The sequence below is a fragment of the Lysobacterales bacterium genome (genome assembly GCA_016721845.1).
Classification (GTDB): domain Bacteria; phylum Pseudomonadota; class Gammaproteobacteria; order Xanthomonadales; family Ahniellaceae; genus JADKHK01.
Map to the genome: position 1 here is coordinate 235,001 of JADKHK010000005.1, position 15,821 is coordinate 250,821.

Consider the following 15,821-nt stretch of genomic DNA (forward strand, 5'->3'; position numbering starts at 1 on the left):
CGTTGCAAAGGTAGGGGATGAGGTGTGGCTAGGAGTGAAAAGCTAATCGAACCTGGAGATAGCTGGTTCTCCTCGAAAGCTATTTAGGTAGCGCCTCATATGTATCCTCTTGGGGGTAGAGCACTGTTATGGCTAGCGGGTCATCGCGACTTAGCAAACCATTGCAAACTCCGAATACCAAGACGGACTGTATGGGAGACACACGGCGGGTGCGAACGTCCGTCGTGAAAAGGGAAACAACCCAGACCCTCAGCTAAGGTCCCAAAATTACCGCTCAGTGGAAAACGATGTGGGAAGGCTAAAACAGCCAGGAGGTTGGCTTAGAAGCAGCCACCCTTTAAAGAAAGCGTAATAGCTCACTGGTCGAGTCGGCCTGCGCGGAAGATTTAACGGGGCTAAGCGGTATACCGAAGCTAGGGATGCACAGCAATGTGCGTGGTAGAGGAGCGTTCTGTACGCCTGCGAAGGTGGCTTGTAAAGGCTGCTGGAGGTATCAGAAGTGCGAATGCTGACATGAGTAACGATAATGCGGGTGAAAAGCCCGCACGCCGAAAGCCCCAGGTTTCCTTGCGCAACGTTCATCGGCGCAGGGTGAGTCGGCCCCTAAGGCGAGGCAGAAATGCGTAGTCGATGGAAAGCTGGTTAATATTCCAGCACCGCTCGTGATTGCGATGGGATGACGGAGAAGGCTAGGTGTACCGGGCGTTGGTTGTCCCGGGGAAAGGCGGTAGGTGTGGGTCTTAGGCAAATCCGGGACCCTCTACACCGAGCACCGAGACGAGTTCATTAGAACGAAGTCACCGAGGCCACGCTTCCAGGAAAAGTCTCTAAGCTTCAGATCACGAGGACCGTACCGTAAACCGACACAGGTAGGCAGGGTGAGAATCCCAAGGCGCTTGAGAGAACTCGGGTGAAGGAACTAGGCAACATAGCACCGTAACTTCGGGAGAAGGTGCGCCCAGTATCGTGGTGATATGCATCACTGAGCGATATTGGGCCGCAGTGACCAGGCCGCTGCGACTGTTTATCAAAAACACAGCACTCTGCAAACACGTAAGTGGACGTATAGGGTGTGACGCCTGCCCGGTGCCGGAAGGTTAATTGATGGGGTCAGCGCAAGCGAAGCTCTTGATCGAAGCCCCGGTAAACGGCGGCCGTAACTATAACGGTCCTAAGGTAGCGAAATTCCTTGTCGGGTAAGTTCCGACCTGCACGAATGGCGTAACGACAGCGGCGCTGTCTCCACCCGAGACTCAGTGAAATTGAAATCGCTGTGAAGATGCAGCGTTCCCGCGGCAAGACGGAAAGACCCCGTGAACCTTTACTACAGCTTTACACTGAACGTTGAGTTCGTCTGTGTAGCATAGGTGGGAGCCTTTGAAGTCCAGGCGCTAGCTTGGATGGAGGCGACGTTGAAATACCACCCTGATGTGCTTGACGTTCTAACCTAGGCCCGTAATCCGGGTCAGGGACCGTGTATGGTGGGTAGTTTGACTGGGGCGGTCTCCTCCTAAAGAGTAACGGAGGAGCACGAAGGTGAGCTCAGCGCGGTCGGACATCGCGCAGTGTGTGCAATGGCATAAGCTCGCTTGACTGCAAGATCGACGGATCAAGCAGGTACGAAAGTAGGTCATAGTGATCCGGTGGTTCTGTATGGAAGGGCCATCGCTCAACGGATAAAAGGTACTCCGGGGATAACAGGCTGATACCGCCCAAGAGTTCATATCGACGGCGGTGTTTGGCACCTCGATGTCGGCTCATCACATCCTGGGGCTGTAGTCGGTCCCAAGGGTATGGCTGTTCGCCATTTAAAGTGGTACGCGAGCTGGGTTCAGAACGTCGTGAGACAGTTCGGTCCCTATCTGTCGTGGGCGTTGGATATTTGAGAGGGGCTGCTCCTAGTACGAGAGGACCGGAGTGGACGTATCTCTGGTGTTCCGGTTGTCACGCCAGTGGCATTGCCGGGTAGCTAAATACGGAAGAGATAACCGCTGAAAGCATCTAAGCGGGAAACTCGCCTCAAGATGAGATATCCCGGGACACAAGTCCCCTAAAGGAACGATGAAGACTACGTCGTTGATAGGCAGGGTGTGTAAGACCGTGAGGTTCAGCTAACCTGTACTAATGATCCGTGTGGCTTGTCCCTATAACCTCAAGACGCTTTACGCCTCGATGACACATCGAAGCAAGCCTCTTACCTTGTTACGTCCCATCACCCCATGCGAGTCCGCGCTCATGCGCGACTCCAGCCGTCTCCTTGGCGGCCATAGCGCAGTGGTCCCACCTGTTCCCTTCCCGAACACAGAAGTGAAACGCTGCAGCGCCGATGGTAGTGTCGCTTAAGCGATGCAAGAGTAGGTCACCGCCAAGGGCTTTATCCTCAAAACCCTGCATCGTTCTCGATGCGGGGTTTTGTTTTTTCCGGATCGGGCGCACGAACAGATCGTCAAATGTCGCAATTGACAACCCCGGTGTCGTGTGATGTTCTGAGACGACGTTGACGAAGAATTAACAAGAGTCCCGCCGTGCGATCCAGCCGCTTCGACCAATCCCGCTTGCGCCGCCACGCGGCTTGGAGGACATGGTGAGCGCCTCGACTGCCGAAACCACGGATGACCTGCGCGTTGCGTTGACGCATGCCCGCAGCCTTCTGAGCCAGAGCCCGGCCTTGGCTGCCGAGCAAGCGCGAGAAATCCTCCGTGTCGTTCCCGGGCAGTCGGATGCCGAGTTGCTATTGGCCGGCGCTTTGCGTCGCATCGGTGATCTGGACCACGCCCGCGCACTGTTGCATCCGTTGCGCCAGAAGTACCCGCGCTCGGCGCCGATTTGGCTGGAGTGGGGCGAGTTGTGTGCATGCGCCGGCGAAGACGAAATCGCGGCTCGCGCATTGAAGCGGGCCGTCGACCTTGACCCCGGGTTGGTTCGCGGCTGGCTGGCGTTGGCCGACCACTGCAGTGCAACCGAGGACGCTCGCGGTGCAGCGGTCGCCTACGCGCAATTTCTCCGTCACTCGACGCGCGATCCCGAACTGTTGCGCGCTGCGGAGGCGCTCTGCGCGAACCAGATACCCGACGCCGAGCACCTGCTGCGCGTCCGTCTCTACAAGGCGCCGACCGATGTCGCCGCGATCCGGATGCTGGCCGAGGTCGCGGCACGCCTGGGGCGTCACGATGACGCCGAGCACCTGCTTGCTCGTTGCCTCGAACTTTCGCCGCAGTTCGCCGCGGCCCGTCAGCAATACGCGATGCTGCTGCATCGCAACAACAAGCCGCAGCTGGCATTGGCGCAGATCGACTGGTTGCAGCGCGAAGATCCGGGCAATGCCAGCGTCAGCAACTTGAAGGCAGCCGTGTTGTGCCGCACCGGCGACTACGGCCCGGCCATCGATATCTATCGCGACCTGGTCCGCCAGTTTCCGAATCAGGCCAAGTTGTTCCTCAGCTACGGCCATGCGCTGAAGACAGCGGGTCGTGGCGACGAGGCGATTGCGGCCTATCGTCGCTGCATCGCCATCGAACCTGGTTTCGGCGAAGCGTACTGGAGCCTCGCCAACCTCAAGACCTTCCGCTTCGACAGCAATGATGTGGCGACGATGCGGACGCAGTTGCGACGTGACGACTTGCCTCAGGAACAGCGCGCGCAATTCGAGTTCGCGCTGGGCAAGGCGACAGAGGATGACGAAGCCTATGCCGAGTCGTTTGCGCACTACGCGCAAGGCAACGCCTTGCGCCGCGACATGATTCCCTATGACCCCGCCGACGCCAGGGTGAGGGTGCAGCGTTCGAAAGCATTGTTCGCGGCCAACTTCTTTGCTGAACGCGTGGGTTGGGGGGCCGAGCAGCCCGATCCGATCTTCGTGGTTGGGCTGCCGCGCTCCGGCTCGACCCTGATCGAGCAGATCCTGTCGAGCCATTCCGCGGTCGAGGGCACGATGGAGCTGCCCGAAATCATTTCGATCACGCGTGAATTGCGCGAGGAGTCGATCGGTAGCGGTCGCGGTTCCTATCACGATGCGCTCGAACGCAAGTCGGCGGATGAAATTCGCGCCCTAGGCCTTGCCTACCTCGGACGGACGCGCATCCAGCGCAAGCAGGACATGCCGTTCTTCATCGACAAGATGCCGAACAACTTCTTCCATGTCGGCCTGATTCACCTGATCTTGCCGAACGCCAAGATCATCGATGCCCGCCGGCATCCGCTGGCATGCTGCTTTTCCGGGTTCAAGCAGTATTTTGCGCGCGGTCAGAACTTCAGCTACGGGCTGGAGGATCTTGGTCACTACTACCGCGATTACGTCGAGCTGATGGCGCATTTCGACGCCGTGCTCCCGGGGCGGGTGCATCGCGTGATCTACGAGCGGATGGTCGATGACACCGAAAGCGAGGTGCGACGGCTGCTCGACTATTGCGGCCTGGCCTTCGAGGACCGGTGCCTGCGCTTCTTCGAGAACAACCGGCCGGTGCGCACCGCAAGCTCGGAACAGGTGAGGCGTCCGATTTACCGCGAGGGCATCGACCACTGGCGACATTTCGAGCCGTGGTTGGGTCCACTCAAGACGGTCTTGGGCGACGTGCTCGAACACTATCCCGATCCGCCCGGTTTTCCGGTCGGGCGGCAACAACGAAGCAACCACGACACGATGGGAGATGGACCATGAGGGGCAACACACTTACACGGCGCACGGCATTGTCGCGTGCCCCGCTCGCTGCGGCGATCTGGCTGGCGATCGGCAGCACCGTCGCGATCGCCCAGGACAGCGCGCCCGCTGCGGACGCAGAAAAGACGAGCGAGCAGAAGAAGGACGATGGCGCCGTTCTCGAGACGATCACGGTGACCGCCCAGAAGCGCACCGAGAATCTCCAGGAAGTGCCGATCAGCCTGCAGGTGCTCGGCACCGAGACCCTGGAAGAGCTGAATATCGGCGACTTCGATGACTTCGCGGTGTTGCTGCCCAGCGTATCCATCGACAGCGGTGGCCCTGGCTTCACGCGTGTGTACATGCGCGGCGTCGCGTCCGGCGAAAACGGCAACCATTCCGGTCCGCAGCCGAGCGTCGGCATGTATCTCGACGAACAGCCGATCACCACGATCGTCGGTGCACTCGACGTGCATGTCTACGACATGGAACGGGTCGAATCTCTGGCCGGCCCGCAAGGCACGCTGTACGGCGCTTCATCGCAGGCCGGCACCATCCGCCTGATCTCGAACAAGCCCGACCCGACCGCATTTGCGGCTGGCTATGGCGTCGAGGTGAACACGGTCGAGCACGGCGGCAACGGTTTCGTCACCGAAGGTTTCGTCAATCTGCCGATCAATGAATCGACGGCCTTGCGCGTGGTCGGCTGGGACAAGCGCGACGCCGGCTTCGTCGACAATGTCTACGGCGAACGCACCTTCCCGTCCTCGGGCATTACCGACGACAACGCCGACCTGGTCAACGACAACTACAACGACTACAAGACGATCGGCGCGCGCGCCGCCTTGAAGATCGATTTCAACGACAGCTGGTCGGTGACGCCGACGATCATGACCCAGCGCCAGAAGCAGCGCGGCATCTACGGGTATGAAGAAGCCGTCGGCGATCTCGAAGTGTTCCAGACCTACCCGGAACGGGTCGAAGACGACTGGCGCCAGCTGGCATTGACCGTGCAGGGCAAGGTCGGCAATTTCGACCTGACCTACGCCTTCGCGCACCTCAAGCGCGATGTCGAAGGCGAGTCGGACTATTCCGACTACGGCTACTGGTACGACACCCTGTTCGGCTACGGCACCTATTTCTACGATGACAACGGCGATCTGGTGAATCCGTCTCAGTACATCCAGAGCGAGGACGGCTACCGCAAGCGCAGTCATGAATTGCGCATCGCGTCACCGGCCGAGGATCGCCTGCGTTTCGTCGCCGGCGTGTTCTGGCAACAGCAGTCGCACGACATCCAGCAGCGCTACAAGGTGGATGACCTGGCCTCCGACCTGTCGGTCACCGGTTGGGAAGACACGATCTGGCTGACCAAGCAGGTGCGCCAGGACCACGACGAAGCGATCTTCGGCGAGCTCTCGTACGATCTGACCGAGCAGTTCACCGCGACGGTCGGCGTGCGCTCGTTCAAGGCCGAGAACAGCCTCCAGGGCTTCTTCGGATTTGCACGCGGCTATTCGTCGCAGAGTTCACGTCCGCCGGAACAGCGCTACGGTGAAGCCGGTTGTGCGGCCGTGTACGGTGACGACGCCTCGCAGTGGGAAGACTTCCACGGCGCGCCCTGCAACCAGTTCCAGAAGAGCACCGACGAAAGCGACTGGCTGGGCCGGGTCAACTTGTCGTACACGTTCGATCCGGAACACATGGTCTATGCGACCTGGTCGGAAGGCTATCGCCCGGGCGGCATCAACCGTCGCGGCACACTGCCGCCGTATTTGTCCGACTTCCTGACCAACTGGGAGGCAGGTTGGAAGACCTCATGGGCCGACAACTCGGTGATTTGGAATGGCGCCGTATTCCAGGAAGACTGGGACAACTTCCAGTTCTCATTGTTGGGTCTCAACGGGCTGACCGACATCCGCAACGCAAACGCAGCGCGGATCCGAGGTCTGGAAACCGACCTGACCTGGGCCGCAACCTACAATCTGCGCCTCAGTGGCGGTATCGCGATGTATGACGCCAAGCTGACGGACGACTATTGCAGCGAAACTCAGGAGGATGGGTCCCTGTACGACGTTTGTCCGGCCGACATGATCGGCGCACCGAGTGGAACGCGTTTGCCGATCAGTGCCAAGTTCAAGGGCAATGTCAGCGCGCGCTACAGCTGGGATGGCGAGATGGAGCCGTTCTTCATGGCCACCGTCTCGCACGAAGGCAAGCGTGAGTCCGACCTGCGGCTCGAGACACGCGCGATCCTCGGTGACCTGCCGGCCTATACGACGCTGGACCTGTCGGCCGGATTCAACTGGAACACGTGGAACATCGACGTCTTCCTGAAGAATGCCACCGACGAGCGCGCCCAGTTCAGCCGCTCCGTGCAGTGCCCGGAATCGGTCTGCGGCGAGCAGCGTTATATCTCGACCAATCAGCCGCGCACGCTCGGCATCCGCGTCTCCCAGGAATTCTGATTCCTGCAGCCGCGCCCGACCCGTTGCATGACGGGCCGGGGCAACAAAAAAAACCCGCCAGCAATGGCGGGTTTTTTTTCGTTCGATGCTCGACGACCGTGGTCAGGACAAGGCGTAACCGAACTGCTGTCGGAACTGGTCGGCGAACTGGTCGTAGTCGAAGCGCTGGTTCTGCGGGCCGAGGTGCTCGATCTTGATCGCACCCATCAGCGACGCGATGCGGCCGGCAGTGGCCATGTCCATGCCATTCATCAGCCCGAAGATCAGGCCGGCGCGATAAGCGTCGCCGCAGCCGGTGGGATCGACCACACGCATCGCCGTCGCGGCCGGGATGTGCATCATGCCGGACTTGGTGTGGACCTCCGAACCCTTCGGGCCGCGCGTGATCAGGTAGGCCTGCACGCGCGAGGCGATGTCCTTCTCGCTCCAGCCGGTGCGCTCCTGCAGCAGGCTCGATTCGTAATCGTTCACGGTCACGTAGGTGGCCTGTTCGATCATCTGCGACAGCTCGCGGCCATTGAACAAGGGCATCGCCTGGCCCGGATCGAAGATGAAGGGTATGCCGAGCTCGGCGAACTCGTTCGCGTTCTGCAGCATCGCTTCATAACCATCGGGCCCGACGATGCCGAACTTCACGTCAGCCACGTCACGCACGTGATTCTCGTAGGAACGCATCATCGCGCCGGGATGAAAGGCGGTGATCTGGTTGTCATCGAGATCGGTGGTGATGAAGGCCTGTGCGGTGTACAGGTCCTCGATCTCCTTGACGTGCCTGAGCGTGATGCCGCAAGCGTCGAAGTGTTCGCGATAGGCCGCGAAATCCTGGCCGACCGTGGCCATCGGGATTGGGTCGCCGCCCAGCAGCTTCAGGTTGTAGGCGATATTGCCGGCGCAGCCGCCGAACTCGCGGCGCATGCGTGGCACCAGGAAGGACACGTTCAGGATGTGCACCTTGTCCGGCAGGATGTGGTTCTTGAACTGGTCCGGGAACACCATGATGGTGTCGTAGGCGAGGGAACCGCAGATCAGTGCCGACATGATGAATCCTTGATTTCGAAGGGCGCGAGTCTAGCGGCTCGCGTCGAGGCGTTCGCGCAACAGTTCGTTGACCTGAGCCGGGTTGGCCTTGCCCTTGGTCGCCTTCATGGCCTGGCCGACGAGGAACTGAAACAGTTTCGCGTCGCCGCCGCGATATTTCTCGACCTGGTCCGGGAATTGCGCCAGCAGGTCGTCGAGTACCTTCCCGATCGCGCCGGTATCGCTGATCTGGCGCAGGCCGCGCGCGTCGATGATGGCGTCGGCCGAGCCTTCTCCGGCCCACATCGCCGCGAACACGTCCTTGGCGATCTTGCCGCTGATGGTGCCGTCGACGATGCGTGCGAGCAGCGCGGCAAGATCATGGGCAACGATGCGCGATGCGGTGATCTCGATCTGCGCCTCGTTCAGCGCTGCAGCCAGTTCGCCGTTGACCCAGTTCGCGGCCAGCTTCGCCTGTTCCGGCAGCACCACAAGCACGGCTTCGAAATAGTCGCTGGTGGCACGGTCTGCGGTGAGCGTGTCGGCGTCGTAGGGGGTCAGGCCGAGCGTGTCGATGTAGCGTGCCCGGCGCGTATCCGGCAGTTCCGGCAGCGCGGCACGCAACGTGTCGAATTCGGCGGGCGTGATGCGAATCGGCGGTAGGTCCGGGTCCGGGAAATAGCGGTAATCCTCGGCGTCTTCCTTGCTGCGCATGGTCCGCGTCTTGTTCGCGGCGGCATCGTACAGACGCGTTTCCTGGACGATGCGTTCGCCGTTCTCGATCGCCCGGATCTGGCGTTCGATCTCGTAGTCGATGGCCTTTTCGACGAAGCGGAACGAGTTGACGTTCTTGATCTCGCAGCGCGTGCCGAGCGCCGTACCGGGTTTGTGCACCGAGACGTTGGCGTCGCAGCGGAACGAGCCTTCCTGCAGGTTGCCGTCGCAGATGCCGAGCCAGCGCACCAGGCGATGCACCGCCTTCATGTACGCCACGGCCTCGGCCGACGAATGCAGGACCGGTTCCGAAACCACTTCGATCAAGGGCGTGCCGGCGCGATTCAGGTCGATGCCGGAGGCGGCATGGAAGGCATCGTGCACCGACTTGCCGGCGTCCTCCTCGAGATGCGCGCGGGTCAACTGCACGGTGATTTCGCGGCCGTCGTCGAGACGCGCGAGCACGTGGCCACCGGACACGATCGGACGTTCGTACTGCGAGATCTGGTAGCCCTTGGGAGAGTCCGGGTAAAAGTAGTTCTTGCGCGCGAAGATCGATTCTGCGGCCACGTCGGCACCGACGGCCAGGCCGAACATCGCGGCCTTGCGGATCGCCTCGACATTCGGCACCGGCAGAGTGCCCGGCAGCGCGACATCGACGAAGCTCGCCTGGGTGTTCGGTTCGGCGCCATAGGCCGTGGATGCGCCCGAGAACAGCTTGCTCTGCGTGCTCAACTGCACGTGGATTTCGAGACCGATGACGGCCTGCCAGTCGCTCATCGCAGCGCTCCCGGGGCCAGCGCCAGATGCCAGTCGCTGCGCGTTTGCAGCGCATGCCCGGCGGCGAACAGGCGGGCCTCGTCGAAGGCCCGGCCGATCAGTTGCAGGCCGGCGGGCAGGCCATCGATGAAGCCCGCAGGTACCGACATCGCCGGCAAGCCCGCGAGATTGACCGCGACCGTGTTGATGTCGGCGGCATACATCGCCAGCGGATCGGCGGTCTTCTCGCCCAGTTTGAACGCGACATCGGGCGTGGTCGGGCCGGCGATCAGGTCGACGTCGTCGAACGCGCGCGCGAAGTCGTTCGCGATCAGTCGTCGCACCTGCTGTGCACGCAGGTAGTAGGCGTCGTAGTAGCCCGACGACAACACGTAGGTGCCGGTCAGGATGCGCCGTTTCACCTCGGTGCCGAATCCTTCGGCGCGCGAGTGGCTGTAGAGGTCGCGCAGACCCTTCACCTCGGCGGCGCGGTGGCCGTAGCGGACGCCGTCATAGCGTGCGAGATTGCTCGACGCTTCCGCCGGTGCGATCACGTAATACGCGGGGATCGACAGCGGCAGCGCGGGCAGGTCGATGTCGACCAGCACGGCACCGGCGGCTTCGAGTTCGCGCAGTGCCGCGTGCACGGTCGCTTGCATGGCATCGCGCACGCCGGCGCTGAACAGTTCGCGCGCGATGCCGATGCGCAGTCCGTGCACGCCGTGTCCGAGCGCGGCGCGGTAGTCGTCGACCGGGCGGTCGACCGAGGTTGCGTCACGCGGATCGTGGCCGGCCATCACCTGCAGCACCTCGGCACAATCCGCGGCGGAGCGTGCGATCACGCCGGCCTGATCGAGGCTGGAGGCATAGGCGACCATGCCGTAGCGCGACACGCGGCCATAGGTGGGCTTGAAGCCGGTGACGCCGCAGAAAGCCGCCGGCTGGCGCACCGAACCGCCGGTGTCCGAGCCGGTCGCGAAGGCCACGACATTGGCCGCGACGATGGCCGCCGAGCCGCCCGACGAGCCACCCGGCACGCGCGTGGTATCCCACGGATTCAGCACCGGTCCAGAGGCGCTGTTTTCGTTCGACGAGCCCATCGCAAACTCGTCCATGTTGGTCTTGCCGATCGACACGGCACCTGCGGCAGCCAGACGCTCGACGATGGTCGCGTCATAGGGCGGCACGAAGTCGGCTAGCATCTTCGATCCGCAGGTCGTGCGCAGCCCCTGCGTGCAGAACAGATCCTTGTGCGCGAACGGGATGCCGGCCAGCCTGCCGTCGGCGGACGCCGGGGCCCCGTCGTGGCCGAGCGTGATCAGCGCATTCAGTCCCGCAGCGGATTCGGCACGCGCACGCGCGTCGCCGACGATATCTCGGCCGGCGGCACGCGCGGCGCGTTGCGAAGCCAGCGTCAGCGCACTCATTCGATCACCTTCGGCACCAGGAACAGGCCGGATTCCATCTCCGGCGCGATGCGTTCGAGCGCGCCGGACCGGTCGGCCTCGGTCACCATGTCCGGGCGCAGCGCTGCGGCCACGTCAAGCGGATGCGCCATCGGCGCCAGGCCTGCGACCGGCGCGTCCTGCAGTTGTGCGATCAAGCCGAGCAAGCCGTCGAGATCGCGGGCGAGACGCATCTCTTCCTCGACGGGCAGATCGAGTCGGGCGAGATGCGCCAGACGATGCAATTGGGCGGTTTCGAGGGCCATGGGCAGCTTCGTGACAAGACCGCCATTTTGCTGGGGAATCGCCTTGTCCCACAAGCGCGCGCGCGTTAGAGTCCCGCGCCATTTGCGAACCCGGTGCGCGCTTTGCGCCCGAGCCGTTCGCAATCACTCCCCAAATACTGGATTCGCGCCATGTTCAAGAGCCTGCGCGGCGTCTTCTCGAACGATCTTTCGATCGATCTCGGCACTGCCAATACCCTCGTCTATACCCGCGGTCAGGGCATCGTCCTGAACGAACCCTCGGTCGTCGCCATTCGTCAGGACCGCGGTCCCGGCGGCCCCCGTGCCGTCGCTGCAGTGGGTTGGGAAGCCAAGCGCATGCTGGGCCGTACCCCCGGCAACATCGTCACCATCCGTCCGATGAAGGATGGTGTCATCGCCGACTTCACGATGGCCGAGCAGATGCTGCAGCAGTTCATCAAGAAGGTGCACAAGTCGCGCTTCCTGCGACCGAGCCCGCGCGTGCTGATCTGCGTGCCCTACGGTTCTACCCAGGTGGAGCGTCGTGCGATCAAGGAATCGGCCGAGAATGCCGGTGCCCGCGATGTCTACCTGATCGAGGAGCCGATGGCGGCCGCCATCGGTGCCGGCATTCCGGTGCACGAGGCGCGCGGCTCGATGGTCGTCGACATCGGCGGCGGCACCTCGGAAGTCGCGGTGATCTCGTTGAACGGCATCGTCTACGCCGCGTCGGTGCGCATCGGCGGCGACAAGTTCGACGAAGCCATCATCAACTACGTGCGCCGCAACCACGGCACCCTGATCGGCGAATCCACGGCCGAGCGCATCAAGATCGAGATCGGTTGCGCTTACCCGCAGTCGGACGTGCGCGAGATCGAAGTCTCCGGCCGCAATCTCGCCGAAGGCGTGCCGCGCATGTTCACGATCAATGCCAACGAGATCCTCGAAGCCCTGCACGAGCCGCTGGCCGGCATCGTCGGTGCGATCCGCGCCGCGCTCGAACAGACGCCGCCGGAACTGTGCTCGGACGTGGCCGAACGCGGCATCGTGCTGACCGGTGGTGGCGCCCTGCTCAAGGATCTCGATCGCCTGATCTCGGAAGAGACCGGTCTCGCCGTGCATGTCGCCGACGATCCGCTGACCTGCGTCGCCCGTGGTGGCGGCCGTGCACTCGAGTTGATCGACCTGCACGGCAGCGAATTCTTCTCGCCGGAATAAGCGCCGCGTCGGGAGTTCGCCATGCCGGTCTACAGCGCTGAAGGCGCGCCGCTGTTCTCGGAAGGGTCGGGCGGCTCGCTGCGTTTGCTGGCCTACCTGGCGATCGCCGCCGCCCTGATGGCGGTGGATTTGCGCACCGGCCTGCTGCATCAGGCGCGCGCCGCTGCGGGCGCGGTGGTCGCGCCGCTGCAGACGATCGCGACGGCGCCCTTGCGGGTCGCCAAGGCGGCACGTGAAGCGACGGTGCAGCGCGCCGGCCTGGTGACCGAGAACGCCGACCTGCGCAAGCAACTGCTGTTCGCGCAGGCCAAGCTCGATCGCCTGGCGATCGTGCAGGAGCAGAACAATCGCCTGCGCGAACTGCTCGATGCGCGGCAGAAACTCGGACTGAAGGCGCAGTTGGTCGAGCTGATCGATGTCGATCTCGATCCGTACCGGCACCGCATCCTGATCAACCAGGGCAGCATGCATGGGGTCTTCGTCGGTGAAGCGGTGATCGATGCCAAGGGACTGGTCGGGCAGGTGCTCGACGTCGAGCAGGAGCATGCGACCGTGATCCTGCTGAGCGATCCCAGTCATGCCGTGCCGGTGCGCGTGCAACGCACCGGCCTGCGCGTGATCGCCTATGGCAGCGGCGACCCTGCGCGCGTGGAATTGCCGCATGTCCCGTTCAGTGCCGACATCAAGGTGGGCGACTTGCTGGTCACGTCCGGCATCGGCGGGCGCTTCCCGCCGGGTCTTCCGGTCGCGATCGTGTACGAAGTGCAGACCGACAACAGTGCAACTTTTGCGGTGGCGGAAGCACGCCCGCTCGCAGGGATCTCCAATGCCGCCGAACTGCTGCTGGTCAGCGACGAAGCCCTGGCCCTGAGCCCCTTGCCGGCACCGGACAGCGAGTTCGTCGGGCCGCCCGAAGGTCTGGGCGCCGGTGCGCCGGTCGAGGAATCGCCATGAGCCGCAGCCGATCATTGACCGCCTGGTTGCTGCTCAGCATTGTCCTGGCTTCGGTCCTGACCCTGATCGCCCTGCCCGAGCCGTTGCGCGTGTTGCGTCCGTTCTGGCTGGCCCTGATCGTCATCTACTGGACGATCGAAGCGCCCGAGCACTACGGCATCGGCTTTGCATTCCTGCTCGGGCTGCTGCAGGACGTGCTGATCGGCACGGTGCTGGGCGAGCACGCGTTCCGACTCGCGATCATCAGCTTCATCGTGTTGCGTTTTCGCTCGCGCATGCGGTTCTTTCCGATGTGGCAGCAGGCGCTGGCGGTCGGTGCGTTGCTGCTGAACGACCGCATCGTGGTGCTGCTGCTGCGTGCGATCGCCGGCGAATTCGCGATCGACTGGCGCTACTGGCTGGCGCCGCTGGTCGGTGCGGCGCTGTGGCCCTGGATCTTCCTGTTGCTCGATGATCTGCGTTCGCGCGGACGGCAACGCGACGCATGATCAGGTTCGGGCGCAGCAGGCGTGCGGTGAAGGATCCGGTGCAGGAGTCCAACCTGTTCCGCGTCCGGGCTGCCGAGGGTTTCCTGATCATCGCGATCTGCCTTGCGGTGCTGGTGGCCCGTTATGTCTGGCTGCAAGTGCTGCGCCACGACGAATTCAGCGGCCGTGCCGACGAAAACCGGATCAAGCTCAAACCGTTGCCGCCGAGTCGAGGCCTGATCTACGACCGCAACGGGGTGCTGCTGGCCGAGAACATCCTCGATTACCGTCTGGAGCTGATTCCGGAGCAGGTCGGCGATGTCGCGGAGACCTTGCAGCGGCTCGGTCAGGTGATCGCGATTTCGGCCGACGATCGCGACCAGTTCGAGGCGCTTCGCAAGGTCAAGCGGCGCTTCCACAACATTCCGCTGCGCTATGCGTTGAGCGAGCAGGAAGTGTCGCGCTTCGCGCTCGAGCGGCATCGTTTCCCGGGCGTGGAAGTGGTGCCTTATCTGACCCGTTTCTATCCGCAGGGCAGTGATTTCGCGCATGTCATCGGCTACGTCGGACGCATCGACAGCGAAGACCGCGAGCGCCTGGAAGAGGCGCGCTACAGCGCGACCACGCACATCGGCAAGACCGGCATCGAGCGCTACTACGAAGACCTGCTGCTTGGCGACGTCGGTTACGAACGCATCGAAACCAATGCCGAAGGCCGCGCGCTGCGCGTGCTCGGGCGCGTGCCGTCGAAGCCGGGCCAGCATTTGCGCCTGAGCATCGATGCCCACCTGCAGCGGGCGACCGTGGCGGCTTTTGCCGGACGCCCCGGCGCTGCGGTCGCGATCGATCCGCGCAATGGCGAAGTGCTGGCGATGGTGTCGCAGCCGGCCTTCGATCCGAATCTGTTCGTCAACGGCATTTCGCGTCGCGATTACGCCGATCTGCTGAATGCCGTGCAGCGGCCGCTCTACAACCGTGCCGTACTCGGCGGTTACGAGCCGGGTTCGACGATCAAGCCGTTCATCGGCCTCATGGGCTTGCGGCTCGGGTTGCGCACGCCGGAAACCACGATCTGGTCGAGCGGCGAATACCGCCTGCCCGGACAGAACGCGGTCTGGCGCGACTGGAAGCGCGGCGGCCATGGCACGGTGAATCTGCGCGAGGCGCTGGCGCAGTCGGTGAATACCTATTTCTACGATCTCGCGGTCGACACCGGCATCGATCGCATGGAACCCGAGATGCGTGCTTTCGGCTTCGGTGCGCCGACCGGTCTCGACCTGACCGGCGAGCCCTCCGGGGTGGTGCCTTCGCGCAGCTGGAAGCAGAAGCGCTTCGGCAAGGCCTGGTATCCGGGCGAGACCGTGATCGCCGGCATCGGGCAGGGCTATTGGGTGGTGACGCCGGTGCAGCTCGCGCATGCGCTGGCGACGCTGGCAGCGCGTGGGGTGTCGCATCCGCCGCACCTGCTGATGAGCCTTCAGGCAGGCATCGATACACCGCCGCAACCGGTGCCGATCGCCGCGAACGGCCCCCCGATCGTTGCCGCGCCGGAAATGTGGGAGGCAGTCCGCGACGGCATGGAAGCGGTGATGCATTCGCCGACCGGCACTGCGCGCGCGTTCGGCATCGACGCGCCCTATCGCATCGCCGGCAAGAGCGGCACCGCCCAGCGGGCGCGCCGTCGTGGCAATCAGGAATACAACGAGAACACCACGCCGGAGCATTTGCGGCATCAGGCGCTGTTCGTGGCCTTTGCGCCGGCCGATGCGCCGACGATCGCGGTCGCGCTGGTGGTCGAACATGGCAGCAGTGGTTCGAAGGCGGCGGCACCGGTGGCGCGCGCGATCCTCGATGCCTACCTGCTTCGACCGAAGCCGGAGCCGGCACCGTGATCGATT

General features: G+C 63.1%; 10 protein-coding genes and 2 rRNA genes (1 of these 12 cut by a window edge). 8 read left to right on the plus strand and 4 right to left on the minus strand.

The window, feature by feature from the left end:
- The 4 genes from IPP28_03480 to IPP28_03495 form a co-directional block, all read left to right on the plus strand.
- Nucleotides 1-2,146: ribosomal RNA gene (locus tag IPP28_03480) — 23S ribosomal RNA — on the plus strand (it extends 724 nt beyond the left edge of the window).
- A 110-nt stretch (nucleotides 2,147-2,256) separates the two neighbouring features.
- Nucleotides 2,257-2,371: ribosomal RNA gene (rrf, locus tag IPP28_03485) — 5S ribosomal RNA — on the plus strand.
- 210 nt (nucleotides 2,372-2,581) lie between these two features.
- Nucleotides 2,582-4,657, plus strand: a complete 2,076-nt coding sequence (locus tag IPP28_03490; protein MBL0040112.1) for a sulfotransferase — start codon at nucleotides 2,582-2,584, stop codon at nucleotides 4,655-4,657.
- On the plus strand, nucleotides 4,654-7,104 hold the full coding sequence (locus IPP28_03495) for a TonB-dependent receptor (protein MBL0040113.1): 2,451 nt from the start codon (nucleotides 4,654-4,656) through the stop codon (nucleotides 7,102-7,104). The genes IPP28_03490 and IPP28_03495 overlap by 4 nt, the downstream gene beginning before the upstream one ends.
- Before the next feature lie 102 nt (nucleotides 7,105-7,206).
- Here the strand turns inward: IPP28_03495 and IPP28_03500 are convergent, their stop codons facing one another.
- From IPP28_03500 to gatC, 4 genes are read right to left on the minus strand one after another with little or no spacing between them, the layout of a single operon-like run.
- Complete coding sequence (locus IPP28_03500; GenBank protein MBL0040114.1) at nucleotides 7,207-8,142, minus strand: carbohydrate kinase family protein; 936 nt, start codon at nucleotides 8,140-8,142, stop codon at nucleotides 7,207-7,209.
- Nucleotides 8,143-8,172: 30 nt separating this feature from the next.
- Nucleotides 8,173-9,615 (minus strand): Asp-tRNA(Asn)/Glu-tRNA(Gln) amidotransferase subunit GatB, encoded by a 1,443-nt coding sequence (gatB, locus tag IPP28_03505; GenBank protein ID MBL0040115.1) that lies wholly within the window; start codon nucleotides 9,613-9,615, stop codon nucleotides 8,173-8,175.
- On the minus strand, nucleotides 9,612-11,021 hold the full coding sequence (gatA, locus tag IPP28_03510; protein ID MBL0040116.1) for an Asp-tRNA(Asn)/Glu-tRNA(Gln) amidotransferase subunit GatA: 1,410 nt from the start codon (nucleotides 11,019-11,021) through the stop codon (nucleotides 9,612-9,614). The genes gatB and gatA overlap by 4 nt, the downstream gene beginning before the upstream one ends.
- Nucleotides 11,018-11,305, minus strand: a complete 288-nt coding sequence (gene gatC / locus IPP28_03515; GenBank protein ID MBL0040117.1) for an Asp-tRNA(Asn)/Glu-tRNA(Gln) amidotransferase subunit GatC — start codon at nucleotides 11,303-11,305, stop codon at nucleotides 11,018-11,020. The genes gatA and gatC overlap by 4 nt, the downstream gene beginning before the upstream one ends.
- Nucleotides 11,306-11,455: 150 nt before the next feature.
- Between gatC and IPP28_03520 the strand changes: the two genes are divergently transcribed.
- From IPP28_03520 to mrdA, 4 genes are read left to right on the plus strand one after another with little or no spacing between them, the layout of a single operon-like run.
- Nucleotides 11,456-12,502: a rod shape-determining protein gene (locus IPP28_03520; protein ID MBL0040118.1), complete on the plus strand. Its 1,047-nt coding sequence runs from the start codon at nucleotides 11,456-11,458 to the stop codon at nucleotides 12,500-12,502.
- Between the two features lie 21 nt (nucleotides 12,503-12,523).
- Nucleotides 12,524-13,456 (plus strand): rod shape-determining protein MreC, encoded by a 933-nt coding sequence (gene mreC / locus IPP28_03525; GenBank protein MBL0040119.1) that lies wholly within the window; start codon nucleotides 12,524-12,526, stop codon nucleotides 13,454-13,456.
- Nucleotides 13,453-13,944, plus strand: coding sequence for a rod shape-determining protein MreD (mreD, locus tag IPP28_03530; protein ID MBL0040120.1), 492 nt, complete (start codon nucleotides 13,453-13,455; stop codon nucleotides 13,942-13,944). The genes mreC and mreD overlap by 4 nt, the downstream gene beginning before the upstream one ends.
- Nucleotides 13,941-15,815, plus strand: coding sequence for a penicillin-binding protein 2 (gene mrdA / locus IPP28_03535; protein ID MBL0040121.1), 1,875 nt, complete (start codon nucleotides 13,941-13,943; stop codon nucleotides 15,813-15,815). The genes mreD and mrdA overlap by 4 nt, the downstream gene beginning before the upstream one ends.
- The last annotated feature ends 6 nt before the right edge of the window (nucleotides 15,816-15,821 follow it).

Coding starts and splice junctions, on each gene's coding strand:
- IPP28_03500 (MBL0040114.1), bottom strand. CDS start 8,142: ATGTCGGCACTGATCTGCGGTTCCCTCGCCTACGACACCATCATGGTG.
- gatA (MBL0040116.1), bottom strand. CDS start 11,021: ATGAGTGCGCTGACGCTGGCTTCGCAACGCGCCGCGCGTGCCGCCGGC.
- gatB (MBL0040115.1), bottom strand. CDS start 9,615: ATGAGCGACTGGCAGGCCGTCATCGGTCTCGAAATCCACGTGCAGTTG.
- IPP28_03495 (MBL0040113.1), top strand. CDS start 4,654: ATGAGGGGCAACACACTTACACGGCGCACGGCATTGTCGCGTGCCCCG.
- mreC (MBL0040119.1), top strand. CDS start 12,524: ATGCCGGTCTACAGCGCTGAAGGCGCGCCGCTGTTCTCGGAAGGGTCG.
- mrdA (MBL0040121.1), top strand. CDS start 13,941: ATGATCAGGTTCGGGCGCAGCAGGCGTGCGGTGAAGGATCCGGTGCAG.
- mreD (MBL0040120.1), top strand. CDS start 13,453: ATGAGCCGCAGCCGATCATTGACCGCCTGGTTGCTGCTCAGCATTGTC.
- IPP28_03490 (MBL0040112.1), top strand. CDS start 2,582: ATGGTGAGCGCCTCGACTGCCGAAACCACGGATGACCTGCGCGTTGCG.
- IPP28_03520 (MBL0040118.1), top strand. CDS start 11,456: ATGTTCAAGAGCCTGCGCGGCGTCTTCTCGAACGATCTTTCGATCGAT.
- gatC (MBL0040117.1), bottom strand. CDS start 11,305: ATGGCCCTCGAAACCGCCCAATTGCATCGTCTGGCGCATCTCGCCCGA.